Here is a 25429-nt window from a genome sequence, read left to right as displayed (position 1 = left end):
TAAATCTACTAAGCTTCAATAAATGCGTCTGGTTCTAGTTCCTCCCAGAATTCGAATATCTTCGCGGCATTCAGGCCCGAGCGCCAACCATGCGCTCGAAAGTGCTCTCGGTCGAGGTCATTGTCGAGGCCAGACATAAACAACCTTTTGTCAGCGTCGCGTTGGGTCGGGTTTCGCTGCGAAACCACCTCTTCTACAATTGCAAGCTTGCGGGAACGTTCCGTTCGCTCAGCCGCTCTGGCCTCATACTCTCTGTCTTGCTTTTCTTGTTCTGCCGTTCTTATCTGCGCGGCCTTAATGGCATCTGGACTGGGCGGCGGCGATGTCTTTTCTACGGAACGATAGTCTTCGCGCAACGCAGCCGAGAGAAAACCGACGGTCGATTTCACGCCATCTTTCGCGCTGACATAGTTTAGCTTTTCTTGCACATACTCTTCGCCGTGTTCCGCTATCCATTGGCGGGCCAATCGATCAGAAACGCCCTGGTCGCGAAGAGTCTTGTACGTGGCAAGGTTACGCACACCACCTTCGTCATCAATTTCGAACATCGCTTTCTGAGGGTTACCTTTGATCAGAAAGCGGATATCCGTAACGGTCCGACCTTTCTTTTGAAATTCAGGTTCAATCAAAATATCGGAGCTTTTATTGACCTCAGCGACGGCTGGTTTGATTATTTTTGCGTTGAGGTGCTTAAAACTAGCGTAGTAGTCGCTTCCATCAACACCCATAAGTTTTCGAAAAACATCCAGCGTCCACCACCCGGTGGATCCGGTTCTAACGAACCGATAGCAATTCTCATAAAGCGCCAAGCCGTGGCCGGAACTGAAATTCCGTTGAATCTGTATGTTTATCAGCGCGTAAATTTTAGGGTCATACAGCTTCTGAGCCAAAGCGGGAGAGTATGCATACTCGCACACCCCGTTTTTCAATTTGGCGAAACTGAGCAGAGAAGAGACGCCCCATTCCTGGCGCCCCTGTTCGTCCAACATATCCCATTCAGCGACTGTTTCAGCGAGCGCGCGTAAGCTCATACGCAAGGTGTCAAAATCGTTCGAGTTGTAGCCCACCATCATCGCCAAGGTGCGTGCGTCAATCGTATGCGTCGGCGCAGACGTCAACGCATCGTACGCATTGAGCAACAATACATTGGACAACTTGCGCTGCAATAGAGAGAGTTTGCCGCTAATATGAATTGCAGCGACGTTCTTTTTTACCGTCTCGCGACGCAATGCCCCAGCGAGTTTATCCATATCTGTTTTTTGTTCCGGCATGATTCTGCCTGACTGCTCTTTTCAATATTGTTGGCATGAAAGGTACCCAGCGTGCAATCTGAATTGGGTGCCCAAATACAGGATGACCTTCATCCCGGATACGGGTACCTTGAGAAACCTCTGACATACTTATCCCCAGCAAGACTCAATATCAGGGCCATTCTGGAAGTAATGGCTCCGACCAATTGCGGTTTAGTGGCCAAATTAGGGTCTCAATTTCCAAGAATCTTCGCGTCCCGGGAATCGGCCCCCTTGCACCCGGACTCTAGTTCCCAAGGCCCTGTATATGGGTCCCTTAGGTACCGTATGTAGGTTCCTGTGATACCGGAAGCAGGCACCTAATTTCACCTATCTATTTGAATTAACGTCTCTATTTTTGTCCAAATATCTTAAAGCCCTTAAATGAATCAAACGTTTTGTTGATTGCCTTTTTTAGATTTTTGTTGGTTTCGTCGCGAAACTTAGGGAAATCAGCATTTCTGTGGAAAATTGAATACCCAAGGATAGCTTTGAGGAAAAATGTTCGCTACATTGGGATATATGCGCTGACAAAGCGAACATTTTCTGAGGCATCGACAGTGAATAAGGCAACCCAACTTCCCCTGCCCCCCTATCTGAATCTTGATCCAGCTGCTGCAGCGAAGAAGCTCCCAAATCCTATTGGGACATCTCGATTCGCAAAAGCTGCAACTTTCTGCGCAAAAGGCCGCGAAGACCTGGCCCGCCGCGGTTACGCACCAGATGGCGAAAAGCGCCTTCGTCGTTTTTCAATCTGGGAAATCACAAAGTACCTTATACCAGTGGCCCCTGCTCATTTACGCCGTGTTTTAAAAGCTAATCCTGACTTGCCGCAAGGCGAGGGTGAAGCCGGATCTAAGTGGTTCACGTTAGAGGAGGTTTTGACTCTTCGAAAACACTTTGCGGCGGAAGGTGTCAGTACCAAAGAGTACTTGCCCTACAGACCAGAAGGTTTGCCTGCAAAGGTAGTATCGGTCGCCAACTTCAAAGGCGGCGTTGGCAAAACGTCGACAGCAGCACATTTAGCAATGTCAGCAGCTTTAGACGGATACAGAGTGCTTGTTATTGATTTGGATAGCCAAGGTTCGATGACGTCGATCCTTGGTGGTACGGTGGCAGATGAATGGCAAACGGTATTCCCTCTTATAGCCAAGGATTACGCGCAAGCGGTTCTGGAAGAAAATCGGGTACGGCAGGTGAACGGTCAGCCAGAGATACCCCTTGACGAGACCTTGCAAGAAGCTCTGAAAACGACCCCAAGCGACGTGATCCAGAAAACGCATTGGCCCAACATTGATTTAATCGGCGCGCAGTTGAATCTGTACTGGGCCGAATTTCAAATTCCGGTCTGGCGGATGGGGTTGCGAAGCTGGCCTTTGTGGGATGGGCTTACCAACTTTTTGGACGACAGTGGTGTATTGAATGACTACGACGTTATTTTTCTAGATACGCCTCCTGCACTTGGGTACCTAACGATCAATGCTTTGGCTGCGGCAGACATTCTTTTGGTCCCGCTCGGCGCATCTTTCTTGGAATTCGACTCGACTGGTCGGTTTTTCGATATGCTCTACACGACGTTCGCCAGTATCGAAGATGGAGAGAATGCCGCGCAAAGGGCCGCTGGTCTCCCTGAGCTAAAGTTCGAATGGGACGTGGTCAGGGCGATTATTACCCGTTTTGACGCAAGCCAGCAGACGGATATGGCAAATGTCATCCAGGCCTATTTTGGTGATTTCATGAATGCGTACCGCCAGGATTTCACGGCACTGGTCGGGCAGGCCGGAGAGCAAGTGAATGGTATTTATGAAGCCGACTACCGAGATTTCAATCGCGAGACCTATGTGCGCGGACGGGAAACCTTTGACCGAACATATGCCGAGTTCAAAGAGGTTTTAATTGGCTGCTGGTGGCGCGATGCCCAATTGGGAGGACAGGCAGATGGCTAAACGAAGACGGTTAACCGCACCCGATACGACCAAACTAGAGGAACTGGAGGCCGGTTTCGCGGCGAAACCCTCGCTCAATCCATTCGATGCAACGACGTCCGTTCCGCCGATCGCGCAAGTCGCGGCTGAAGCCGCTTCGTTGAACGGCATGACGACAGTCACAGACCGCGTGGCGTTGGCCCAAGACCAGAACGATGCTGCACTTTGGCGAGATGCCCAGAGCGCGGGTCTCGTCGCCGAGATGCTGCCATTGGATCAGATCGACGCAGAATACATCCGCCGCGACCGAATGGTTGAAGATGAAGAAGCAATGGCGGAGCTTCTTGAATCGCTGCGGGCCCACGGATTGAGGGCACCGATCGAAGTGACGAGAGATGGCGAGGGATTTGGATTGATCTCGGGTTTCAGGCGCTTGGAAGCATTCCGTCGCCTTGCGCGATCCAATGATGGGTTTTTGTACATCCCAGCTTTTGTCCGAGAGGCAGGGTCGGGGCAGGGCGCTTACGTTTCGATGGTTGAGGAAAACGAACTGCGGTCCAACTTAAGCCCATATGAACGGGGGCGTATCGCCGTTCTGGCAGTAGCGCAAGGGGTTTTCGAGACGACAGAAGCCGCCGTTGATGTGCTTTTTGCGACTGCATCCAAAGCCAAGCGTTCAAAGGTACGCAGCTTTGCATTGGTTCACGAAGCGCTCGGTGATCTACTGCAATACCCTGTGGCCCTTTCCGAAAAAGCAGGGTTGAAATTGGCGGCGGCGCTGAGAAGTGGTGCGCAACCAAAGCTTCGCCAGGTGCTCGCTGAAGCAGAGGTATTGGACCCAAAGGCGGAATGGGCCATCTTGGAAGAAGCCATGAAGGTATCCCCCCATTCGGAAGCCAAGAGGTCACGAGGAGGCCGCCCGCAGAAGGTCAGACCTTTGACATCAGTCAAGCTAGTCGGGGGGGGAGTCTTGCGTGGCGAACTTTCATCGGACGAGGTTCGGATCAGGGTCCAGCGCCACGGTGTATCAGAGCAGGATGCTAAAGAGTTATTAAATCACCTCGCAAAGTATCTAAATTAGTATTTGTAGCAAAAAATACCTTTTGAAGATGCACCCATCACGGAACGGGCTAGTTATTGCCAAGAGCACTGTCTCTAGGTAGTGCTCGTTTTTGAAAATTAATGCGCATTATGCGCATAAGGCTTTAGCGGCGCGCCCTCCGAAGGGTTGTCCGAAAGCAGGAAGAGAATAGTTGGGTTTCTATGCTCAAGTTATGCTGTCATTCGGCCCAAAGATTGTGTTGTAACCAGATGAAACAACCTGCCACCATCGCCGAGTTAGGATGCGCACAGATCGTTCGTCATTTGACTATGACTCCCTGCCAGACGAGTTTTAGGTTTCCCTCTTTGGGTGAATGGGTTGAGATTGCACGAAAGCCGGTCGGATCGACTAAGTGGGATCACTTTCAGGGCGAATAGCGGCTCGAACCGAAGAATGTTGGGCTCTCCAACACAGCGAGGGAAAGTGGTATTGCACGGTAATAGCTTTTCTATCGTCACATTTCGAATGTGTAAAAGCACAACTTTTTGCGCATCAGGAAAACACAGCTATTAAATTGAGCCCGTTGTCATCCTGATAGAGCACACGAAAGTGATAAACCGATAATTTTCCGCTACCCTGTAGTCTCGGTGAATTTGCAAGACCCAATCAGCCCCGGTGTGCTTGGCAATAGCGGACGCTGATGACTTTGGCTTACAACTGAAACAAGGTTAGCGCTAATTCGGGAAGGGATGAGGAATCTTTCGATGCGAGCTGTTAGTACTGCATCTTTCTCGCGACCTTAATCAGCAACTTAATATTCGGCTGAATTACCTGTCTGCGGAGCGCGACAAAGCCGTGGCGGTGGAATCGGTTTGTCAAGCACGACAAATCATGTCAGCAAAAGCTTTGTCGAAATATGAGCCGTAAGAGATTTGCCTGGCCGTTGAATCCATGACAATTCTGACCTGGTAAAGGCGGTTTGGGATATAGCTGCTACGACTTTTTCCGGTTGAGACCAGCAGGATGGGGACAGACGACAAGTCCGTCGTGGACCCCGAGCTTCGTGTTTGAGGATTGAACGGTTTGCGCTTTGTAGATGCGTCAATCATCTCGAAAATTGTATCTGGCAACAGGGCGTTGCCAGTCATCATGATTACCGTAAAGGCTGCGGATCTGATCAAAGCGGATCAGCGAGCTTCGGAGACGACTCTTGCAAGGCTCTAAACATGCAGAGCTGTTTCAACGATCACCAAAGAGCCGCGCATTTGTCCTTGAAAACGGAAAGATGTGGAGCGCCACCGTTTGTATCGATAAATAAGGCTCCTTTTTCGGTGAGGGCAACGCGCAAAGAGCAGCTGGCATTCTGGAAGCAAAAGAAATTGCCTGCGAGATGGGTGAAGGTTTCTACGGATTGTGCCGCGGCAATTGCCACGTCAGGATTGCCATGACAACGGCAATCAATACTGTTTTAGACGGTCCTTGTTCTGATCCGGCCGAAACCGTCAAACAACAATGTTTACGGTCGTTTCGGGGCCTTTGGGACCTTGGGCGAATTTCATCGATACCGCCTGGGCTTCCGCCTTGGACATCCTGCGATACAACCCGTCTTTTGCATTGTCCGGATCGCCATCAAGGTAAAACTGTGTGGTCAGCAATTCTCGGCCCTGATCTACGACTTTCACGTGGATATGGGGCGTGCGACCCGGATATTTGGTCGGCTTGATCGTGCGGAACGCATAGTTTCCAGCGCCATCCGTAACATCGTGGCCAAAGCCCTGAAAACCGCGGTCATACGGCACCGGACGATTGTCGCCGGGGTGCAAGTACTTTCCATTCACGTCACATTGCCAAATCTCGATACGGGCACCCGCCATCGGAGTTCCTTTGCGATCGGTAACTTGGCCTTTGAGGGTGATGATCTCTCCGCCTGCCTCGCGCACAAGCCCCGCGACCTTGACCAGATCATTGTCGGTATCATTCATCCGCATGGATCTGGTCGGATAAAATGGCCCCTCTGCAGCGCGCGGCGTTAAATCGGCGGCAAGTACGGACCGCGGCAAAAGGAAACTTCCCGTAACAGATGAAAGTCCAGCCAGAATATTTCGTCGCGATTTTGAATACGCCATGAAATCCCTCCTCAGCTATTCCCGGCCCATCTTGGCATCAAGGCTCCAGCAACCTGGGCCGGAAAATACAAAATACAGGAAAACAAAGCAGTACAAAATCGCGGCATCACCTGCATTCAGGATCGGATAGAAACTCGCCGGGGCGTGGGCAATGAAATAGGCGCTGGCCATCAAACCGGACAGAAGAAACGCCACCGGACGCGTAAACAGGCCCAGAACAATCAGCGAGCCGCCGAATAGCTCCATCATACCAGCGATCCATGGCATCGAGAATGTCGCGACTTCCCACTCGGGCGGGGCAGGGAAGTTCAATATTTTCTGGGTTCCATGAGCCACAAACAGAAGACCCGTCATGATCCGCAAGATGCTGAGAACGCGAGGAGATTGTTTGTTAAGTGCTGCTTTCATTTGTCTATTCCCAAGGATTGGGGGCCAGCTTTGACCGGCCAGCGCCCCATTTAACTTAGAAACCGAATTGGGCGGCTTTTGATGTCGGTCTGGCTTACGGCCAGGACCGCTCGCCTTCGATAACCTGGGCGCTTAGCTCCAGATCGCTGACGTTCTCAAAGTCGGGATACGCGGCCTGCATTGCGGCGATCAGCTCTGCCGAACCTTCTGCCTTTTCTGCGGCTGCTTCGAATGCGGCGACATATTCATTTGTGAAGTCAACGATGCTGGCGTCTTCTGCGCTATCGCCGATGACGTGGCCCGGAATAATCCGCTCGGGCTTCAATTCCAGAATCTGATCCAACGTCGTGCGCCAGTTGTCGCGGCTTTCCGGAGTTTGGGTGTCGGCCATCCATACATGCACGTTTTCATAAAGAACAACGCCGCCCAGTACGGTTTTTTCGGAAGGCACCCACAGGAACGTGTGAACCGGATCATGACCATCAAGGCCAACAACCTGCACGGTTTCACCATCCACCGTCAGGCGATCACCTTCCAGAACGTCAGGAACAATCAACTCGGATGGCGCGTTGCCTTCCAGGATCGGACCCCAGAAATCGTATTTGAGCTGAATGGTCTTCTCGATGCCTTTGACGGTTTCGGGCGTCGCGACAATTTTGACATCCGGGTAGGCCGCGCGGATCGTATCCAGCCCGAAATAGAAGTCAGGGTCTTTGTGGCTGATAAAGACGGTCGTCAGGGGCTTACCAGTCGCCTTGATCATGTCCACCAGCTGCTGTGCATCATCCTTTTCGAATTGCGCGTCTACCAGAACCACCTCGGTCGGGCCTTCAATCAGGTTCGACGAGACCGGGAACAGGCTGCCTTCGTTGGGGTTGAAGGCGGTGATGGTGAGGTCCGCTGCAAAGGCCGCGGTCGAAAGCAGCACGGCTGCTGTGGAAGTGAGGATCGTCTTCATAAGGATGCTCCTAGCAACTACGCGGCCAGTGCCGCGGTCTTTTTGGGGAAGTTTTTGGTAGGTGGAAGTATCGATTTGGGGTGTGCTGGCGCCTTGGAACACATGGCGATGCGTGACGGTGACGTCGGCACATCTCGCAATCAGCGCGTCCAGTATCGGGCCGGTGCCATAGCAACGGTCGCAATAGCTCTCAGTGATGTAGGTAAGGCGCGTCATTGCGGTCTCCGGTTTGGTGAACCACAGATAATGCCCCCTTATTGTAAGCCAAAGGCAATAGATGTAGACATAATGTCAGTCAAAAGGTGACGATATGAAGAAATCCAATCTGAACCGCCTAGAGTACTTTGTTGCCATCGTCGAAGAAGGAACAATTACTGCGGCCGCTGAACGCATGCGCATCAGCAAAGCGGTTGTCAGCAAGCAACTGCAGCTGTTGGAGGAGGAACTTGGTGCAACCCTAGTTGTCCGAAACTCACGCCACCTGAACCTTACGGAAGTCGGACAGTCCTTTTATGAGGCCGCGCGCGCATCAGTGGCACAGGCCGAAGAAGCCTTTGAAGCTGTGCGACAGGGGCGCAAAGAGCCGACCGGAAACCTGCGTATCACAGCCCCGCTTGATATGGGTGTGACATACATTTCACCAGTCGTGGCCGAGTTTCGCATCGCCTATCCGGCTGTGACGATTGATTTGACACTGAGCGATACGCGGTTTGATCCGGTTGAGGCGCGGTTTGACATTGCGTACCGGGTGGGGTGGCTTGCCGATTCCGCCAACGTCGCGCGCAAATTGGCCGGATTCCAACAAATCGTCGTCGCGTCGCCAAGACTAGTTGAGCAGTTCGGGCGACCAGAACATCCAGAAGATTTGGCGAGGCTTCCGTTCGTCGAACACCGAGCGCTACCGAACCCACTACACTGGCAATTTGAAAGCACAAGCGGTGAAACCCGTGATGTTCAAATGACCCCAGCGCTGCGCGCAGACGTAACACCGGCCATCAAAGCAATGGTCGTAGAAGGGGCGGGGATATCTATCCTGCCGGACTTTTTCGCCAAAAGGGAAATCGAAAATGGCACGTTGGTCCGGCTTGTTCCAGACTGGTCGCTTCCAGCCGGAGGAATCTATGCCGTGTACCCTCCCACTCAGTTTCGATCTGCTGCAACTAAACGCTTTGCGGACCTGCTGGCAGAAAGGCTTCGCGAGAATTTAGCATGAATTGAGTGTGGCAGCGCTCGGCCAACGACCACAGTCATCTGGCGGTCGAGTTGTTGCGATATTGCACGGGCGCGAGATCCCGCCCTGGGTTCAAACCTCAGAGGTCCCGCTTGTTTTCTTGCAACGTATCGCGCACGGCTTGCCCGATGAACGCGCCCAATGGATCGGACACCAAACGCTGTGTCTGAACCATTTCGATATCCCAACCGGACAATTCCAAGGGCGGGGCATAAATGGTGCAGCCCGCACGTTGGGCAATATGCGAAAGGGATGCCGGAATAGTAGCGATCATATCCGATTGCGCCACAATGTCAGGCAGCACAGCAAACTGGGTGCCCGTCATGACAACCCGACGCGAAAGACCCTGACGTCTTAACGCGTGATCTACGACGCCAGAGAAGCCGCCACCCAATGTCATCAGAACATGATCCAGATTCAGATAGGTATCCAGCGTCAGCGGCGCGCCCTCTGGCAGTAACCCTTGGCGAGTGATGCAGATAAACTGGTCGCGCAGAACCTTCTGACGCAAGAACCGCGCGGGCAATTTTCCAAATGTCCCCAGCGCGACAGCCAAAAGCCCGTCATCCAGATCGCGTTCAAAACTGCGCTTGTCCAATGGAACAAAGCTAACGCGTAGGCTCGGTGCGTTCTGGTTCAGGTACTTCATCAATGGTGGGGCAAGGTTGATCACCATAAGGTCGGCAGCGGCAATCGTCACATCAGCACGCACCTGTTTGGGGTCGAACTCTGTCGGGGAAAGCATCCGCGAGATGAGCGACAGCGCCTCTTTGATCTGTGGGGCCAGTTCGTCGGCTTTGGCCGTGGGTAACATACCTTCGCGGCTGCGTTGAAACAGGGGGTCGTCGAACTGGGCGCGCAGGCGGTTCAAAGCGTTGCTCATGGACGGTTGCGCCAGGCCAATGGTCTCACCCGCGCGTCCGACGTGCCGTTCACGATAAAGGGCATCGAAGGCCTTGAGCAGATTTAAGTCGAGCGTGTTTAAATTCATTATGTCAATTTCTAATATACTTAATATCCATTTCAAGGATCAACGCCGATTTTCTATATCACTGCTCATGACAGAGAGAGCGGGCAATTCCCGCTGATCCGAGAGTTAGGACAAATCGCCATGAAAACTCAATTTGCAGACTTTCTGAACGGCAAACACGTTGTCATCGTTGGCGGTGGCAGCGGCATGGGCCGGGCCACAGCCGAACTGGCTACCAGCCTCGGTGCAAAAGTGACGATCGCCAGTCGCAACGCGGACAAACTGAACGCGGTGGCGGATGGCATCGAATTGCACGTCTCTGTCGCGGCCGTCGACACCACCAATGAGGCCAATGTCAAATCATGGGCCGCCGGATTGGGAGAGGTTGACCATCTGGTGATCTCTGCCTCAAGCGCGGCCCACGGGGCCTTTACCGACCTGCCAACCGACGACCTTCGGGGCATGATCGAGGCCAAGTTCATCGGCCCATACGTCACCGCCCGCGAAGTGCTGCCCTTCCTGAAAAAGGGTGGATCGGTGACCTTCTTCTCGGGCGTTCTAAGCCGTCGCCCGTCGGCAGGGGCAACAGGGTTGGCTGCGGTAAACGCTGCCGTCGAGACACTTGCCAAAGGACTGGCGCTGGAATTGGCGGGCAGGGTTCGCGTGAACTGCATCAGCCCCGGCATGGTCGATACCGAAGCCTATGCCGGGATGCCCGAAGAGGCCCGCACCGAGATGTTCGCACAAGTTGCCAGCGGCCTGCCGGTCGGGCGCGTCGGAGATGCCGGTGAAATTGCACAAGCCGCTGCGCTGGCCATGACCAACACGTTCATGACCGGCTCGATTCTGGATGTGGACGGCGGGCATCTGGTGCGCGGCTAAACCCCCTCAACGAAAGACAAACAGGAAACGAAAATGTCAGAAGCACTGTCTGACGATCTGCCCTTTGCAGCCAATGAGCTGCCTGAAGGCCGGATCGCATCGCTCACCACATATCGGATGCTCGGCAAGACCGGGTTGCGGGTGTCACCGCTTGCCTATGGCGCCGGAAGTTTCGGCGACGCCTGGGGCGACGCGTGGTCCAGCGGCAAGGCACAGGCCCGCGAGATCTTTGACCGCTATCTCGAGGCTGGCGGCAACTTCTTTGACACGTCCAATGCCTATCAAGGCGGCGAAAGCGAAGAATGGTTGGGCGAGTTCATTAAATCCGCAAGTAACCGCGAACGCGTGGTGGTCTCGACCAAAGGGACAATGAACCAGATTCCGGGCGATCCGAACGGCGGTGGCAACGGGCGCAAACACATTCTGAATGCGTTCGACGCCTCGTTGAAGCGATTGGGCACGGACTACATCGATGTGTACTACCTGCACCAATGGGACATGTTCACCCCGATCGAAGAGGTTCTGGACACATTCGACACGCTGATCCGTCAGGGAAAACTGCTGGCTTTTGGTCTGTCGAACTTCCCGGCCTGGTATGTCGCAAAAATACAGACGCTGGCCGGGTTGAACCATCGCAACCCCGTCTCGTCGATCCAAAACCAATACAGCCTGGCCGCGCGTCATGCGGACTACGAACACTTGCCGATGTGCGACGCGCTGGACATCAGTTTCACTGCCTGGAGCCCGCTGGCCAATGGTCTTTTGACCGGGAAGTACTCGGTGGATGATCAGGGCAATCTGGTGGGTGCTGGCCGATTGACAGACACGTGGACAACAGACCCCAGCACCGCGAACCTGACGTTACAACAGAACATCGCCATCCTGCGGGAACTGGTGCGTATCGCCGAGGAAACCGGTCACAGCGCATCGCAAATCGCTTTGAACTGGATGGTAAACCACCGCGGCGTAACATCTGCCGTTATCGGCGCGCGAAAACTCAGCCAGTTGGAAGACAATCTGGCCGCGCTGGAATTCTCGTTGGACAAGGCTCATGTTGCCGCGCTGGATGCCGTCAGTGAAATGCCGGGACTGTCCCCTTACACGTATCACACCAATACGATGCTGGGCATGATCCACACCGGTGCAAGGATTGCGCGCGTCTGACGATTTGACCCGCGGCCTGCAGAGGCCGCGGGCGCACTTTCACCGTTTCAGGGCTACCTTGCCACCCTTGGCGGCACGTGACCTTGCCTGGAATTGCTCAGAGATTGATGCGGAAGGCCGCAAAACCGTCGGCTCCTTCTCCGGCGTCCTCGATGGCAACACCTTTGACATCGCTGATGTAGTCCCGCGCCTTGGGCCCGGTCTCGAACAGCACTGTGGTGCCCTCTAGCGGCGCAAACGACCAGTTGGCATCTGCTTTTGGATCGATTGTGCCTTGCTCGACAATATAGCGCACGATGACGTCGCGATTGGTGTCTGGGGCTTCGAACACGATTGTATCGCCCAAAGCGCCAGGGAACGATCCGCCGCCCGAGGCGCGGTAATTGTTGGTGGCGATGATGAACTCCATGTCATCAGTCACCGGTTCACCGTTGAAGGCAAGGTTCACGATCCTCGCGGCGTCGGGGTTGATTTCTTCGCCTTTTGGTCCAAAGCGCGACGGCTGCGACAGGTCTATCTGATAGGTCACACCGTCCATCACATCGAAATTGTACGACGGGAAGTCAGGGTTGAGCAGGATCGCGTCGTTGGACCCGGCCTCGATCTGGTTAAACATACCCGCCGACCGTTCCAGCCAGCCCCGCACCTGCGCGCCATTCACGCGAACCGCACGGACCGTGTTCGGATACAGATAAAGATCCGCCACATTCTTGATCGCTACGTCCCCAACCGGAACGTCGGTGTAATAGTCGGGACCACCACGCCCGCCAGCCTTAAAGGGCGCCGCCGCCGAAAGGATGGGCAATCCTTCGTGCTCGGTGCCCTTCATCATCTCTTCGACATACCATTTCTGCGCGATTGAGACGATTTGAACCGAGGGATCATCAGCAACCAACGCGAAATAGCTGTGCAGCGGCGCTGATGTTTTGCCCACGGCGCGGCGGACATAAGCCAGCGTTTCGTCGTGATCCTGCGCGACCGAGTCGAGAACCTTTTGATCGTCACCGACCAGAGCGGTGATCGAACGGTCTTCGTTGCGCTTGGAAATCGGCCGCGCCTCGGACGTTGTGGTCACGACGCGCCATTCGTTTCCGTCCCGCTCGAGCAGCAGGTCAAGCAGGCCGAGGTGTGACCCCCAAAAGCCGCCCATCACGGCGGGTTTGCCCATCAATGTGCCTTTTTCGATGTCGATCCCCGGGCGGTCGGCAAAGGTCGGCGAGGGGAAGACGAGGTGATTGTGGCCAGTGACCAGCGCATCAATCCCCTCGACACCGGCCAGAACAACAGATGCGTTTTCCATGCCGTCCGCATGATCGGCGCTGCCGATCCCAGAATGCGAAAGCGCGATGATCAGGTCACAGCCTTGTTCCTTCATCTCGGGCACGTAGGCCCGAGCGGTTTCGACGATATCTCGGGCTTCGACATTCCCTTCCAGGTGCTTGCGATCCCAGTTCATGATCTGCGGCGGGGTGAAGCCGATGACGCCAATCTTGATCGGGTGCTTGGTGCCGTCTCCCATTTCGATCTCGCGGTCGAGAATGGCGTAGGGCTGTACCAAGGTCTTGTCGTCGCGCGGGTTTGCGCCTTTTTCCTTAGCGATGTTCGCCAGAACCACAGGGAACTCGGCCCCGGCCAGCGCTTTGTCCAGAAACTCTAGCCCATAATTGAACTCGTGGTTGCCAAGGGTGGCGGCATCATAGCCTACGGTGTTGAAGGCGGTGATGATCGGGTGGCTGTCGCCATCTTTCATGCCCCGCTCATAGGCGATGTAGTCGCCCATCGGGTTTCCCTGCAGAAAGTCACCATTGTCGACCAAAAGCGAGTTCGTGGCCTCTGCGCGGATGTCATTGATGATCGACGCCGTGCGGGACAGGCCCACCGTGTCACGGGGTTTGTCCGCGTAATAGTCATAGGGGAAGACGTGGACATGGATGTCCGTGGTTTCCATGATCCGCAGATGCGCCTGGTTGTTCGCAGCGGCCGCAGAAAAAGGGTGCAGGGCAATGGCGGCGGCACTGGCGGTGGTTGTTGCAAGAAACTGGCGACGCGAAATTGATGAGCGGTTGGAAAAAGACATGAGTCACCTTTCAGATTTGTTGGTCAACGCGCCTTAGCGGCCTTGTATAAAATTCGCATGAAATGCGGTGCCCGCATTTTCGACACGTTGTTTGTTCGGAATTATGACAAGTACCATATTCATACTTCCCGAAAACGCTACAGATTCAACCGATAGGGCCCGAGCGTCTGAGCGGGTCATCACCTGGCCGTATTCGCGCTGCCGTAGATGCCCGCGAGGATCTTCGAGCAAACGGAGGCGACATCCTGATCCTTGCGCGCACCGATGCGCGACATGATCACGGTCTTGGCGAAGCGATTGCCCACGCCGAGAAATTCGCAGAAATCGGAGCAGACATTCTGTTCGTCGAAGCGCCCCGCAGCGAAGAAGAAATGCGCGAGATTTGCAGCGCAGTTCCGCTTCCGCACATGGCCAATATCGTCGAGGGTGGCGTAACGCCCGACTCACCCAACGCTGTTTTACAGGACATCGGCTATTCGATCGCCGCCTACCCGCTGTCGCTGATGGCCGCAGCGATGCAAGCGATGGTGACATGCCTCAGGTCCATGCAGAGCGACGAACGTCCCGGGCGGATGGAGTTCACAGAGCTACGCCAAAGGATCGGATTTGACGACTACTACAACGAGTCCGAGAAATACGCGACGTCCAAGCGGTGACCTCAGAATCGGTCTTTTCGCGGCGGGTCGGTGATTGATCCTGCCTGCAAAACTGCGAGGTTCAATTCGCCAAATCGACCTGTTTCAATCCGCCGAAAATGTCGGACCGCGCATCGTCATCCAGACATTCAATTGAGATGGTCGCTTCGAAACTCTCTCTTTCCGGTTCACCGATTGCACCGTTTTGCGTGATCTCATCGGAAAGGGCTGCCAGCACCTGGTTGCCCAGACGAAGCAGCTCGGGGCGGATTTCAGTCACAAGATCAGGGGCTTTTGCAGGGGTGGCATTGCCCGCCTCCCATTGTCGGATCCAGCAATCCTGGATCGCTTTTGCGGCGTCGATCTGGGCCTGAAAGAACGCGGCAACGCTGGGTCCGGACAGACCCAGTTCCTGTGCTGCATCCATTGCGGCGGTCAGGACAACGGCCTCGCGCTCAAGGTCTTCCACGGCAACCGCATTCTCGTGCTTCCACGCAGCGACATCTTTCATCCAGGTCAGCCGCTCATGAATTGACGCGAACAACACGTCCCCGTCGGCACTGACCTGCACACTGCCAAGCAGCAGGAAGCAGAGCGCCAGAACAGGTTTCGACCGCAGCTTTTGATACATTTTCCCAATCCCGTAGTGAATGCCTGTTACTTCAGACGTTCCCCTTGTGGATCAAAGCGATAGACCTTGCTTGGTGAATATCCAAGCCGGATAGCCTGACCGGTATCCACCTGATACTGCCCGAACAGGCGGGCCGTAATCTGGTGATCTTGCATCATGGCAATCACGTTGGTGTCGCCGCCCAGATGCTCGACATGGGTGACATTTGCGGCCACCGGGCCGTCATCAGCCAGAAACAGATCCTCGGGGCGGATACCTGCGGTAATGCCTGCGCTTTCACCAATCAGGTTGGCGGGGAAGAAGTTCATCGACGGCGCGCCAAGGAACCCGGCCACAAACTGGTTGGCGGGGTTGTTATACAGCTCCATTGGGCTGCCGACCTGTTCAACGCGCCCGTCGCGTAGCACCACGATTTTGTCGGCAAGTGTCATTGCCTCGGTCTGGTCGTGGGTCACGTAGATCATCGAGGCATCAAGCTGCTGGTGCAGATTTGCAATCTCCAGACGTGTATTCATGCGCAAAGCTGCGTCCAGATTGGACAGGGGTTCATCAAACAGGAACAGTTTGGGTTCGCGCACAATGGCGCGGCCGATGGCCACGCGCTGGCGCTGGCCGCCGGACAGCTCGGACGGATAGCGGTCGATATAGGGCTCAAGGTTCAGCATCTTGCTGGCCTTGGCGACACGCTCTTCGATGATCTGCTTGCTCTGACCTTCCTGTTTCAGCGCCAGCGACATGTTCTTACGCACGTTCAAATGTGGGTAGAGCGCGTAGCTTTGGAAGACCATCGCAATCCCGCGTTTTGAAGGCGGGGTAAGGTTCATCAACTCGCCACCAATGCGGACCTCGCCCGCGGTCACGTCCTCAAGCCCTGCGATTACACGCAGAAGGGTCGACTTGCCACAGCCCGATGGGCCAACGAAAACGACAAACTCGCCGTCTTCCACCTCGATATTGATGTCTTTCAGAACTTCGACGGTCCCGAAGGATTTGTTCACGTTCGTAAGCGTCAGGGCGGTCATTTGCGTGCCTCTTTCAGCGTAATGGGTTGGCCGGTGCGGATGCTTTCGTCCGCGGCCAGACAGATGGCCAGCGATTGCACGGCGTCGTTCATGTGGCGGGTCAGGTCGATATCTTCGGCGATGGCGCGCAGCATGTAGGCTTGTTCGGCATCGCAGAGCTCCTGATGGCCGGGTTCGTCGGGCATGTCGATTGTCTGATCGCCTCCGGGGCGGTGGACAAGGATGCCGCCGACCTTGGTGTGGCCGTCGATATCGGCCGATGCCCCCTTGTTGCCGTCGGTGATCGAAACCGATCCGTTGGGCGAGACGATGTCTTTCACGAAGAACGCAGTTTCGGACATCATTGGCCCCCAGCCAGCCTCATACCAGCCGACCGAGCCGTCCTCAAAGATCACCTGAAACTGGCCGTAGTTGTACATGTCCTCGGCGACCTCATCGCTCAGCCGCAGGCCCATGCCATGGACGCGCACCGGGTCCGAGTCTGTGATCTGGCACATGACGTCCACGTAATGCACTCCGCAATCGACGATGGGCGAGGTGGTCTGCATCAGCGCCTTATGCGTCTCCCACTCGGCCCCGCTGCTTTGCTGGTTGAGGTTGAGGCGGAAGACGTAAGGCCCGCCCAAATCGCGCGCCTCAGCGATCAGGCGCATCCATGAGGGGTGGTGCCGCAGGATATAGCCGATGACCAGTTTGCGGTTGGTCTCGATGGCTTTGGCGACGACGCGCTTGGCGTCGGCCACTGTGGTTGCCAACGGTTTTTCAACGAAGACATGCGCACCCGCCTCCATCGCGGCGCATGCGAAGTCAGCGTGGCTGTCGGAATAAGTCGCGACAACAACCAAATCCGGTTTTGTCTCGGTCAGGGCAGCGTCAAAATCCGAGTAGGCCGGATAGGCTGACAGATCAGGATGGTCGACGCGCCCGGACCGGTTCACCAGCCCCACGATCTGAGCGTCTGGATGGTTGTGGTGAGCCAACGCATGGCTCAGGCCCATATTGCCAAGGCCGGCGATCAGAACTCGGGTCATTTGACAGCTCCTGAGGTGATGCCGCGGATAAGTTGGCGTGAGAAGATGACATAGAGCACCAGCACCGGCAGGATTGCCATCGACAGCGCCGACAGAACCGCGTTCCAGTCGGTGACGAACTGACCGATGAAGACCTGGCTGCCCAGTGTTAAGGTCTTGGTTTCCTCAGCCGGGGCAAGGATCAGCGGGAACCACAGATCGTTCCAGATCGGGATCATGTTGAAGACGGCAACCGTCGCCATTGCGGGACGAACCAGCGGCAGGACCAGTCGGAAGAAGATCGTGTATTCTGACAGCCCATCAACCCGGCCCGCATTTTTTAGATCGTCCGAAACTTGCCGCATGAACTCGGACAGGATGAACACGGCCAGTGGCAGACCTTGTGCGGTGTAGACGAGGATCAGCGCCCAAAGGGTGTTCACAAGGCCGGTGGCAACCATCATTTCCAGGATTGCAACCGTGCCGATGCGGATCGGGATCATGATCCCCAGCGCCAGATACAGGCCCATGATCAGGTTGCCCTTGAACCGGTATTCACTCAGCGCAAAGGCCGCCATGGCCCCGAACAGCAGGATGAAGGCAAGCGACGCCACGGTGACGATCAGCGAGTTCTGGAAGTAGAGGAAGAAATCCCCCTGTTTCATCACCGTCTGGTAGCCGATCAGCGAGAAACTCTCGGCATCGGGCAGGGCGAGCGGTTCGCGAAAGATGGCGCGGCGGGTCTTGAAGCTGTTGATGATGATCACAAAGACCGGGAACAGGGCTATCAGCGTATAGAGGATCAGCGCCCCGTGCATTGCGGCGGTATTCAGCGGGTTATGGCGTGCTTTGTTCATCGCTTGGCCCTCACAGCTGATACCGGCGCATCCGGGTCTGGATGCCGAAGAGGTAGATGCAGACGCCGACTAAAATGATCGCGAACATGGCCCCTGCGATGGCGGAACCCATATGCGGATCACCCAGTTGCAGCTGGAAGCCAAAGAAGGTGCGGTACATGAACGTGCCAAGGATATCGGTCGAGAAATCCGGCCCCGCCAGCGCGCCCTGAGAGACGTAAATCAGGTCAAACGCGTTGAAATTGCCCACAAATGTGAGGATCGAGATGATCCCAATCGAAGGCAGGATCAGCGGTAGTTTGATCTTCCAAAAGGCCGAGGCGCCGGTGATGCCGTCGATCTCCCCGGCTTCAAGAATTTCCTCGGGGATCGACAGCAGCGCGGCATAGATCAGCATCATCGGAATGCCGACGAATTGCCAGACTGATACCAGCGCCAGCGTGGTCAGGGCGTATTCTTCCTTGCCCAGCCAAGGCGCGAACAGGGATTTCAGGCCCACCGCATCCAACATAGAGGGCGCGATCCCCCACAGCGGCGACAGGATCAGTTTCCAGGCAAAGCCCACGATCACAAAGCTCAGGATCGTCGGAATGAAAATCGCCGAACGATAGAGCGCGGCGAAACGCAATCTTGGATGTGACAGCAGGGCGGCCAGAGCGATTCCGATTGGGTTCTGGACCAGCATGTGGATCAGGAAGAACCAAAAGTTGTTGCCCAGGGCGTTCCAAAACTGTTCTGACCAGATCGGATCAAAGAACAGCGTGCGGAAATTCTGCAAGCCCACGTAGATGCGCGTCTGATCGACCTCGGTAAACAGTGCGAGGCGCAGCGTGTTGAACAAGGGGAAGATCATCACTGCCGTGTAGACCAACACCGCGGGGGCGAGGAAAACGACAATGTGCCAGCGTATGCGGCGGGTCTGCATGGGAAACTCCGGGGAAAAGGTGCCGGACGCGACGCGGGTGGCCGCGTCCGGTGTGAGTGGTTCAGGTCTTACTGATGCGGCGCGTACCAGGTGGCCAGGCCATCCTGCAGCTGCTGGCCCAACGCCTCGGGGCTTTCAGTACCCTTGATGGCCGCAACGGATGCACCCCAGGTCTCGTTTTCGAGGTTCGGTGTGCCGCGCGACAGGATCTGATAGGTCGAACGGATCGTGCTTTCACACTCATCCCGCCAACCGACGATTTCCTTGGCCAGGGGGTCTTCCAACTCGACCGGAGTGTTCGAAAGCGGGAAGAAACCGGGAACCGCATTGCCAAAGATGCTGGCGAATTCAGGGCTGGCAACCCAGGACAGGAAGGTGCGCGCAGCCTCTTGGTTTTCGCTCGCCGTATTCAGGCCGATACCGATGTCTGTGTGGTCCGATATATAGCAGGTGTCACCGGCATTCTGGACCGGCGGCTTGAATGCACCCATCTCAAAATCGGCCTGCGTGTTGAAGCCTGCGATTTCCCAGCTGCCTGCCGGATAGATCGCAGCGCGGCCCAGCGTGAACAGGTTCTGGCTGTCAGGATAGGTCTGCGCTTCAAACCCGTCGCCCAGATATGCGCCCCACTTGGCCAGCGTCGCATAGGGGGCAACCCATTGCGGATCTGTCAGCTTTTGTTCACCCTTGATCAGGGCCAGACGACCTTCTTCACCTTTCCAGTAGTTGGGACCGATGTTGTTATAGCCCATCGTCGCAGCTTCCCACTGGTCGTTGGTGCCCATCGCCATCGGGATATAGGTGCCGTCTTCCTTGATCTTGTCCAGCGCGGCAAAGAACTCGGCCTCGGTGGTCGGAACTTCGATACCCAGCTCGTTGAACGCATCTTTGTTGTAGATGAAGCCGTGGATCACCGATGCCATCGGGACGCAGAAGCTGGCGGATGCATCGTCGGTTTGCCACGCGGATTTGGCAACGTCCGAGAAGTTGCCCATAGCTTCCAGATCGGACAGGTCGGTCAGATGACCGGCCTCATAAAGCGCCAGCGACGCGTCGAAGGGGCGGCAGGTGATCAGATCACCGGCTGATCCGGCTTCGAGCTTGGAGTTCAGAACAGCGTTGTATTCCGCAGGGGCCGACGGAGAAAACACGACCTTGATGCCCGGATTCGCCGCCTCAAAGGCCGGAATGATCTTTTCCTGCCACAGGGCGAGGTCATCGTTGCGCCAGCTTTCAATTGTCAGCGTAGCCTCTTGCGCATAGGCGCTTGTGGCCAGCGCTGTGCCCATCAGAGCCAGGCTCAGAACTTTGCGTTTCATTTGGTTTCTCCCAGGTTGATAGTTTCTTTGTTTTGGTTCAGCCGTTTCATCGCAGGGCGCAGGTGCCCGCTTGTTTCATCCAATAGCGTTTGGGCGTCCTCTGCCGATCCAGCGCCGGCGGCGATCAGCGCGGCACATTTGAGGTTGCCGCCTGCGGTCTTCAGCGCAGCATCCGCGCGCGCGGGCGTCACGCCGGTCAGTTGGCAGACAATCCCGTTGGCCCGTGCGCGTAGCTTGTCGTTGTCCGCCCGCAGATTGATCATCATGCCATCCTGAATATGGCCAAGCTCGATCGCCATCAGCGTAGATAGCATGTTCAGGGCAATTTTCTGCGCCGTTCCAGCGCCCATGCGGGTCGAACCTGAAATCAATTCAGGGGGCGTCGCCAGCAACACCGCATGATCTGCCATAAGCAGCAATTGCGAACCTGCGTTGTTTGCAATCCCGATCACGGGCGTGCCCCTGTCACGCGCCAGTTTTGCGGCGGCCACAGTATAGGGCGTGGTGCCGCTGGCCGAGACAGCGATCAGCGTATCTTTGGCATCCATATCCGCCAGTTCATCCGCAAGACCGTCAACCGCGTCCTCTACATCGCCCAGCATTTCGGCGGTGGTTGGCAATCCGCCAGCCATATGGATGCGGATCTGGGCAGCGGGGATTGAGAACGTTCCCCCAAGCTCTAACGCATCTGAGGCCGCCATAAGGCCCGATGATCCAGCGGCGAGGTAGCGAAGTTTGCCACCAGACCGGATCGTATTGGCCATCGCCTTTGCTCCGCCGCAAATCGGCGCAATAGCATCCAAGGTTACCTGCGCTGCTGATGCCTGCGACTGCGCCAGAAGGTTGGCCGCCTCTGCGAGCGGACGGGTGTCCAACCCATTCGCATCCTGATGCAGTTGTTCCGTTGCAGGCGTGTTCACGTGATTCTCCCCCAAGAGCTTTCAATATCATACCTTTTAAATACCATTAGTCTACCAAATATTTTTTGGCCTTGAATATCTGGAGGTTTAGGGCGGTATTTGGCCCTGTGGTTATATTTAGGACTTCTAAAACGCCAAAAGGTATTATAAAGGTATCTACTATGGCTCACGCACCGAAATACCTGATTCTGGCCGCCGATGGGGGTGGCACGCGTTGCCGCCTAGCGGTTTCCGACGGCAGCGCAACGCATCGGGTCGAGGTGGGCGCGGCAAATGTGTCCACTGATTTCAGCGCCGCCTGCGCCGAATTGCAGCGCGGCCTGAAAGCTTTGGCGGCGCAGTCGGGTTTTTCCTTGGACGAGCTTGCGCAAGCGCGCGCGTATCTGGGCTTGGCCGGGATAACGGGCGAGGCAATTGCCGGAAAGCTTGCGGCCGCATTGCCGTTTCAGAACGTTCGGATCGAAGATGATCGGGCCGCGGCCCTGCGCGGCGCATTGGGGCCCGGGGATGGGTTTATCGCTCATTGCGGAACGGGGTCCTTTATTGCGATGCAAAAGGGCGGCAAGAAAAGGTTCGCTGGCGGCTGGGGCCCTGTTCTTGGCGATCAGGCTTCTGCGCAATGGGTCGGCAAACGCGCGCTGTCCAAAGCGCTGGAATACACGGATGACGTGACCGGACCCTCGAAATTGGCGCAGGATCTGTTGTCTCGGTTTGACGGGGCCGCTGGAATTGTCAAAGCGGCGACCCAAATGACCCCGTCCGAATTTGGAGCCCTCGCCCCCTTTGTGACCGAGCACTCTGATCACGGCGATGAATTGGCACTTTCCGTCCTGCAGGATGGGGCGGACTATCTTACCGACATGATGATGAAAATGGGGTGGACCGCGGACATGCCGATATGTCTGACAGGCGGCATCGGCCCCCTTTACGCGTCGCATCTGCCCCCGGGCATGCAGTCTGTATTGCTTCAGCCCTTGGGCGACCCACTGTCCGGTGCACTTGCATTGGCGCAGGCGTATCAGGAGGAAATCGAACATGAATGTAGCTGATTTCCTGCGCCCGGAAGGATGGTTGGGGCAAAGTTCAGGCCCCCGGTACGTGCAACTTCGTCAACGCCTGGAACAAGGGATAGCGGACGGCATCCTGCCGCCCAACAGTTCACTGCCGCCTGAAAGAGAGATTGCCGAGCTGACCGACCTGTCGCGCGTAACCGTGCGCAAGGCCATTCAGGAACTGGTGCGCAAGGGCGCGATCGAACAACGGCAAGGGTCTGGTTCTTTCGTCCGCGAGCCCGTGGCGAAGGTCGAACAATCCCTGTCCCACCTGACATCGTTCACCGAAGATATGGAGCGGCGAGGGCTCAACACGACCTCGACATGGTTGGAACGCGGTATTTTCCTGCCCTCGCCAGAAGAGATGATGGCCTTGGGATTATCGGCCAACGAACAGGTCGCAAGAATTCACCGCCTTCGCGAGGCCGGAGGTCGCCCCATGGCGTTGGAAAAAGCAGCGCTGCCGCTCGACATCCTATCAAACCCGACTGAGGTAACAGGATCGCTTTACGCTGTTCTCGAACAGGCCGGTTTCCGGCCGGTCCGCGCAATCCAAAAGATCTCGGCGATAAATCTTGAAGCGCCCGAGGCAGAGCTGCTGGATGTTGCAGAAGGGTCAGCCGGTCTTCGGATTCAACGTACCTCTTATCTGGAAAGCGGGCGGGTCGCTGAACTGACTCGCTCAATCTATCGCGGCGACGCCTATGACTTTGTGGCCGAGCTGCGCCTGTCAAACTGAAAGCCTGGGATAATGTCTGACAAAACCACTCAAATGCGGCGGGAAATCAATGAGATACCCGACGCCGTCGATCGCCTTTTGACCGAAGGCGCGGACTTGATTGCACAAACTGCCGACGAAATCCGGGCCCGCGACCCACGGTTCCTGATCTCGGTGGCGCGGGGGTCGTCGGACCATGCCTGCAACTTCTTGAAATACGCCTCAGAGCTGCTGCTGGGGTTGCCGATGGCGTCGGTTGGGCCATCGGTCAAATCCATCTATGGCGTCGACATGCGCTGCGACGACGCCATCTGCGTTTCGGTTTCGCAGTCGGGGCAAAGCCCGGACATCGTTCAGCTGACGCAGTCCGTTACCTCTGGTGGCGCGTATTCGGTCGCGATCACGAACAACACTGCATCTGCCCTGGCCGAGGCGGCCACTGCGACGCTGCCAATTCACGCCGGGCCCGAACTGAGCGTGGCAGCGACCAAGACCTTCGTCACCTCACTGGTCGCAGGACTATGGCTCATCGCGCAGGTCAAGCGTGATGATAAACTGTTGCGCGCAATCCATGGCCTTCCGGACAGTCTGTCAGCGGCCATCGCCTGTGACTGGAGCGTTGTGGCGGATGCTGTCGACGGTCGCTCGCTTTTCACTTTGGGACGCGGCCTGTCCTTGGCGATCTCGAATGAAGCGGCATTGAAGTTCAAGGAAACGTGCCAGATTCACGCGGAAAGCTACTCGGCGGCCGAGGTTCTGCACGGCCCCGTTTCCATTGTCGATCAGGGCTTTCCTGTCCTGGCATTGGCATCCGGTGATGCGGCCGAGGCCAATCTGGCCGAGGTCGCGGATGAGCTGGCCGCAAAGGGTGCGCAAGTTTTTGCAACGACCAGCCGCGTGAAACGCGCGACGCAGTTGCCCCATGTTCGGACCTCTCATTGGATGACCGACCCAATTCCGACAATCGTATCGTTTTATGGAATGGTCGAAAAAGTTGCCGCAAACCGCGGCGTTGACCCCGACACGCCACGCCATCTGAAAAAAGTGACGGAAACGATATGACCGGTCCTTCGATCACCTTTGCAGGCGGCCCGATTTTTGACGGCACGGAATTGCATGACGGGTACGCGGCGCGGTTCCGAGACGGGGTTTTCGACGCATTAGTGCCCGAACATCAAATAGCGCGCGATGATCAGATTGAGGATCTGGCGGGACAAATTCTGAGCCCCGGCTATGTCGACCTGCAGGTCAATGGCGGAGGGGGCGTGATGTTCAACGACGATCCGTCCGTTGACACCCTGGCACAGATCGCCACGGCCCATCGGGGGCTGGGTGCAACGCGTATCCTGCCAACGCTGATAACAGATACGCCTGAAAAAACCCGAGCGTCCATTGATGCCGCGGTCGAGGCCGTTCAGGCCGGTATTCCGGGCATCGCGGGGCTGCATCTGGAAGGCCCCCATCTGTCCGAGCGACGCAAAGGGGCACATGATGCGGCCCTGATCCGCCCTATGCAGCCAGAGGATCTGGACGCTATACTCAAGGCCGCGAAACACTTGCCTGCCTTGATGGTCACGCTGGCCCCCGAAAACACCACTCTGGATCAGGTCGACGCATTGACCCGCGCCGGAGTGATCGTTTCGCTGGGCCATACGGATGCACCGTTTGAGACCTGTATGGCCTTCGCCAAAGCCGGGGCCCAATGTGCTACACATCTGTTTAACGCGATGAGCCAGCTCGGAAGCCGCGAGCCGGGATTGGTCGGTGCCGCACTGTCCTGCGGTTCCATGTCGGCGGGGCTGATTGCGGATGGTATCCACGTCCACCCCGACACAATGCGCACCGCCTGGGCGGCCAAGCGCGGGCCGGGACAGATCTTTCTTGTCAGTGACGCAATGGCGGTCGCGGGTACGTCGCAAACGGAATTCCACCTTGAGGGCCGTTTGATCCGGCGAGAGAACGGCAGGCTGACTTTGCAGGATGGAACTCTGGCCGGGGCGGATTTGTGTCTGACCAAGGCGATACAGGTTCTGACCGAACAGGTGGGCGTTCCGCTTGCCGAGGCGCTTGCCGCAGCCACCAGCGTTCCGCATCGGATGATCGCCAACGCAAGCGACGAACTCAAACCAACACTCTCACATATGATACGGATAGCGACCGATCTGTCCGAAGCCAGACCGGTTTCGCACTAATCCAAACGCCGCCCCATCGGTCGTTAAACTTGAAGGGGTCACAGAGACCATGGCGCGTGGCGACCGCCTCGGATTG

The 25429-nt window shown here is 56.2% G+C and carries 23 protein-coding genes; 10 read left to right on the top strand and 13 right to left on the bottom strand.

Annotation, left to right across the window (positions count from 1 at the left end; genetic code table 11):
- Positions 1 to 8 precede the first annotated feature (8 nt).
- The gene (locus GOV53_RS05290) at positions 9 to 1271 is read right to left on the bottom strand and encodes a replication initiation protein (protein WP_170464619.1); all 1263 of its coding nucleotides are present in this window, start codon (positions 1269 to 1271) and stop codon (positions 9 to 11) included.
- A 578-nt stretch (positions 1272 to 1849) separates the two neighbouring features.
- Between GOV53_RS05290 and GOV53_RS05285 the strand changes: the two genes are divergently transcribed.
- On the top strand, positions 1850 to 3235 hold the full coding sequence (locus GOV53_RS05285) for an AAA family ATPase (protein ID WP_170465050.1): 1386 nt from the start codon (positions 1850 to 1852) through the stop codon (positions 3233 to 3235).
- Entirely contained in the window at positions 3228 to 4295 is a 1068-nt protein-coding gene (locus tag GOV53_RS05280) for a ParB N-terminal domain-containing protein (RefSeq protein ID WP_170465052.1), read from the top strand. Before GOV53_RS05285 ends, GOV53_RS05280 begins: the two co-directional genes overlap by 8 nt.
- A 1463-nt stretch (positions 4296 to 5758) precedes the next feature.
- On the opposite strand, the gene GOV53_RS05275 is transcribed toward GOV53_RS05280, so the two are convergent.
- From GOV53_RS05275 to GOV53_RS05265, 3 genes are all read right to left on the bottom strand, one after another.
- Positions 5759 to 6382, bottom strand: a complete 624-nt coding sequence (locus GOV53_RS05275) for a protocatechuate 3,4-dioxygenase (protein WP_170464618.1) — start codon at positions 6380 to 6382, stop codon at positions 5759 to 5761.
- Between the two features lie 15 nt (positions 6383 to 6397).
- Positions 6398 to 6790, bottom strand: coding sequence for a DoxX family protein (locus GOV53_RS05270; protein WP_170464617.1), 393 nt, complete (start codon positions 6788 to 6790; stop codon positions 6398 to 6400).
- A gap of 94 nt (positions 6791 to 6884) precedes the next feature.
- Positions 6885 to 7964 carry an MBL fold metallo-hydrolase gene (locus tag GOV53_RS05265; RefSeq protein WP_217361233.1) on the bottom strand — a complete coding sequence of 360 codons (1080 nt, stop codon included), beginning with the start codon at positions 7962 to 7964 and terminating at the stop codon, positions 6885 to 6887.
- Positions 7965 to 8058: 94 nt separating this feature from the next.
- Here GOV53_RS05265 and GOV53_RS05260 point away from each other — a divergent pair, with 94 nt between their 5' ends.
- Positions 8059 to 8961 (top strand): LysR family transcriptional regulator, encoded by a 903-nt coding sequence (locus GOV53_RS05260; protein WP_170464616.1) that lies wholly within the window; start codon positions 8059 to 8061, stop codon positions 8959 to 8961.
- Positions 8962 to 9058: 97 nt separating this feature from the next.
- Here GOV53_RS05260 and GOV53_RS05255 read toward each other — a convergent pair whose 3' ends face one another.
- Positions 9059 to 9970 (bottom strand): LysR family transcriptional regulator, encoded by a 912-nt coding sequence (locus GOV53_RS05255; protein ID WP_170464615.1) that lies wholly within the window; start codon positions 9968 to 9970, stop codon positions 9059 to 9061.
- Between the two features lie 120 nt (positions 9971 to 10090).
- On the opposite strand from GOV53_RS05255, the gene GOV53_RS05250 reads away from it, so the two are divergent.
- Positions 10091 to 10831, top strand: coding sequence for an SDR family oxidoreductase (locus GOV53_RS05250; protein ID WP_170464614.1), 741 nt, complete (start codon positions 10091 to 10093; stop codon positions 10829 to 10831).
- 33 nt (positions 10832 to 10864) lie between these two features.
- A complete protein-coding gene (locus GOV53_RS05245; protein WP_170464613.1) occupies positions 10865 to 11995 on the top strand; it encodes an aldo/keto reductase in 1131 nt (376 codons plus the stop codon).
- A gap of 97 nt (positions 11996 to 12092) precedes the next feature.
- Here GOV53_RS05245 and GOV53_RS05240 read toward each other — a convergent pair whose 3' ends face one another.
- Positions 12093 to 14072 carry a bifunctional 2',3'-cyclic-nucleotide 2'-phosphodiesterase/3'-nucleotidase gene (locus tag GOV53_RS05240; protein ID WP_170464612.1) on the bottom strand — a complete coding sequence of 660 codons (1980 nt, stop codon included), beginning with the start codon at positions 14070 to 14072 and terminating at the stop codon, positions 12093 to 12095.
- A 143-nt stretch (positions 14073 to 14215) separates the two neighbouring features.
- Here GOV53_RS05240 and GOV53_RS05235 point away from each other — a divergent pair, with 143 nt between their 5' ends.
- Positions 14216 to 14728 carry an isocitrate lyase/PEP mutase family protein gene (locus tag GOV53_RS05235; RefSeq protein WP_170465046.1) on the top strand — a complete coding sequence of 171 codons (513 nt, stop codon included), beginning with the start codon at positions 14216 to 14218 and terminating at the stop codon, positions 14726 to 14728.
- A gap of 61 nt (positions 14729 to 14789) precedes the next feature.
- Here GOV53_RS05235 and aroQ read toward each other — a convergent pair whose 3' ends face one another.
- The 7 genes from aroQ to GOV53_RS05200 form a co-directional block, all read right to left on the bottom strand.
- Positions 14790 to 15338, bottom strand: a complete 549-nt coding sequence (gene aroQ / locus GOV53_RS05230) for a gamma subclass chorismate mutase AroQ (protein WP_170464611.1) — start codon at positions 15336 to 15338, stop codon at positions 14790 to 14792.
- Positions 15339 to 15364: 26 nt separating this feature from the next.
- Positions 15365 to 16360: an ABC transporter ATP-binding protein gene (locus GOV53_RS05225; RefSeq protein WP_170464610.1), complete on the bottom strand. Its 996-nt coding sequence runs from the start codon at positions 16358 to 16360 to the stop codon at positions 15365 to 15367.
- A complete protein-coding gene (locus GOV53_RS05220) occupies positions 16357 to 17391 on the bottom strand; it encodes a Gfo/Idh/MocA family protein (RefSeq protein ID WP_170464609.1) in 1035 nt (344 codons plus the stop codon). The genes GOV53_RS05225 and GOV53_RS05220 overlap by 4 nt, the downstream gene beginning before the upstream one ends.
- Entirely contained in the window at positions 17388 to 18227 is an 840-nt protein-coding gene (locus GOV53_RS05215) for a carbohydrate ABC transporter permease (RefSeq protein ID WP_170464608.1), read from the bottom strand. Before GOV53_RS05215 ends, GOV53_RS05220 begins: the two co-directional genes overlap by 4 nt.
- Before the next feature lie 10 nt (positions 18228 to 18237).
- Positions 18238 to 19152, bottom strand: coding sequence for a carbohydrate ABC transporter permease (locus GOV53_RS05210; protein WP_170424050.1), 915 nt, complete (start codon positions 19150 to 19152; stop codon positions 18238 to 18240).
- 68 nt (positions 19153 to 19220) lie between these two features.
- Positions 19221 to 20471, bottom strand: coding sequence for an ABC transporter substrate-binding protein (locus GOV53_RS05205; protein ID WP_170464607.1), 1251 nt, complete (start codon positions 20469 to 20471; stop codon positions 19221 to 19223).
- Positions 20468 to 21391, bottom strand: a complete 924-nt coding sequence (locus GOV53_RS05200; RefSeq protein ID WP_170464606.1) for an N-acetylmuramic acid 6-phosphate etherase — start codon at positions 21389 to 21391, stop codon at positions 20468 to 20470. The genes GOV53_RS05205 and GOV53_RS05200 overlap by 4 nt, the downstream gene beginning before the upstream one ends.
- Before the next feature lie 161 nt (positions 21392 to 21552).
- Here GOV53_RS05200 and GOV53_RS05195 point away from each other — a divergent pair, with 161 nt between their 5' ends.
- Genes GOV53_RS05195 through nagA form a run of 4 tightly spaced genes read left to right on the top strand, consistent with a single transcriptional unit; the run spans position 21553 to position 25353 of the window.
- Complete coding sequence (locus GOV53_RS05195; RefSeq protein ID WP_170464605.1) at positions 21553 to 22440, top strand: BadF/BadG/BcrA/BcrD ATPase family protein; 888 nt, start codon at positions 21553 to 21555, stop codon at positions 22438 to 22440.
- Positions 22427 to 23182 carry a GntR family transcriptional regulator gene (locus GOV53_RS05190; RefSeq protein ID WP_170424058.1) on the top strand — a complete coding sequence of 252 codons (756 nt, stop codon included), beginning with the start codon at positions 22427 to 22429 and terminating at the stop codon, positions 23180 to 23182. Before GOV53_RS05195 ends, GOV53_RS05190 begins: the two co-directional genes overlap by 14 nt.
- Positions 23183 to 23194: 12 nt before the next feature.
- Positions 23195 to 24223, top strand: a complete 1029-nt coding sequence (locus GOV53_RS05185) for an SIS domain-containing protein (protein ID WP_170464604.1) — start codon at positions 23195 to 23197, stop codon at positions 24221 to 24223.
- Positions 24220 to 25353, top strand: a complete 1134-nt coding sequence (gene nagA / locus GOV53_RS05180; protein ID WP_170464603.1) for an N-acetylglucosamine-6-phosphate deacetylase — start codon at positions 24220 to 24222, stop codon at positions 25351 to 25353. Before GOV53_RS05185 ends, nagA begins: the two co-directional genes overlap by 4 nt.
- Positions 25354 to 25429: the final 76 nt, after the last annotated feature.

It is taken from the genome of Ruegeria arenilitoris (assembly GCF_013035315.1).
Taxonomy (GTDB): Bacteria; Pseudomonadota; Alphaproteobacteria; order Rhodobacterales; family Rhodobacteraceae; genus Ruegeria; species Ruegeria arenilitoris_D.
The sequence above is the reverse complement of the archived record's forward strand: the minus strand, read 5'-3'. Positions and strand labels throughout refer to the sequence as shown.

Excerpts from the sequence above, each read along its gene's own strand:
- GOV53_RS05290 (WP_170464619.1), bottom strand. The coding sequence starts at position 1,271 with ATGCCGGAACAAAAAACAGATATGGATAAACTCGCTGGGGCATTGCGT.
- GOV53_RS05280 (WP_170465052.1), top strand. The coding sequence starts at position 3,228 with ATGGCTAAACGAAGACGGTTAACCGCACCCGATACGACCAAACTAGAG.
- GOV53_RS05275 (WP_170464618.1), bottom strand. The coding sequence starts at position 6,382 with ATGGCGTATTCAAAATCGCGACGAAATATTCTGGCTGGACTTTCATCT.
- GOV53_RS05270 (WP_170464617.1), bottom strand. The coding sequence starts at position 6,790 with ATGAAAGCAGCACTTAACAAACAATCTCCTCGCGTTCTCAGCATCTTG.
- GOV53_RS05265 (WP_217361233.1), bottom strand. The coding sequence starts at position 7,964 with ATGACGCGCCTTACCTACATCACTGAGAGCTATTGCGACCGTTGCTAT.
- GOV53_RS05260 (WP_170464616.1), top strand. The coding sequence starts at position 8,059 with ATGAAGAAATCCAATCTGAACCGCCTAGAGTACTTTGTTGCCATCGTC.
- GOV53_RS05255 (WP_170464615.1), bottom strand. The coding sequence starts at position 9,970 with ATGAATTTAAACACGCTCGACTTAAATCTGCTCAAGGCCTTCGATGCC.
- GOV53_RS05250 (WP_170464614.1), top strand. The coding sequence starts at position 10,091 with ATGAAAACTCAATTTGCAGACTTTCTGAACGGCAAACACGTTGTCATC.
- GOV53_RS05245 (WP_170464613.1), top strand. The coding sequence starts at position 10,865 with ATGTCAGAAGCACTGTCTGACGATCTGCCCTTTGCAGCCAATGAGCTG.
- GOV53_RS05240 (WP_170464612.1), bottom strand. The coding sequence starts at position 14,072 with ATGTCTTTTTCCAACCGCTCATCAATTTCGCGTCGCCAGTTTCTTGCA.
- aroQ (WP_170464611.1), bottom strand. The coding sequence starts at position 15,338 with ATGTATCAAAAGCTGCGGTCGAAACCTGTTCTGGCGCTCTGCTTCCTG.
- GOV53_RS05225 (WP_170464610.1), bottom strand. The coding sequence starts at position 16,360 with ATGACCGCCCTGACGCTTACGAACGTGAACAAATCCTTCGGGACCGTC.
- GOV53_RS05220 (WP_170464609.1), bottom strand. The coding sequence starts at position 17,391 with ATGACCCGAGTTCTGATCGCCGGCCTTGGCAATATGGGCCTGAGCCAT.
- GOV53_RS05215 (WP_170464608.1), bottom strand. The coding sequence starts at position 18,227 with ATGAACAAAGCACGCCATAACCCGCTGAATACCGCCGCAATGCACGGG.
- GOV53_RS05210 (WP_170424050.1), bottom strand. The coding sequence starts at position 19,152 with ATGCAGACCCGCCGCATACGCTGGCACATTGTCGTTTTCCTCGCCCCC.
- GOV53_RS05205 (WP_170464607.1), bottom strand. The coding sequence starts at position 20,471 with ATGAAACGCAAAGTTCTGAGCCTGGCTCTGATGGGCACAGCGCTGGCC.
- GOV53_RS05195 (WP_170464605.1), top strand. The coding sequence starts at position 21,553 with ATGGCTCACGCACCGAAATACCTGATTCTGGCCGCCGATGGGGGTGGC.
- GOV53_RS05190 (WP_170424058.1), top strand. The coding sequence starts at position 22,427 with ATGAATGTAGCTGATTTCCTGCGCCCGGAAGGATGGTTGGGGCAAAGT.
- GOV53_RS05185 (WP_170464604.1), top strand. The coding sequence starts at position 23,195 with ATGTCTGACAAAACCACTCAAATGCGGCGGGAAATCAATGAGATACCC.
- nagA (WP_170464603.1), top strand. The coding sequence starts at position 24,220 with ATGACCGGTCCTTCGATCACCTTTGCAGGCGGCCCGATTTTTGACGGC.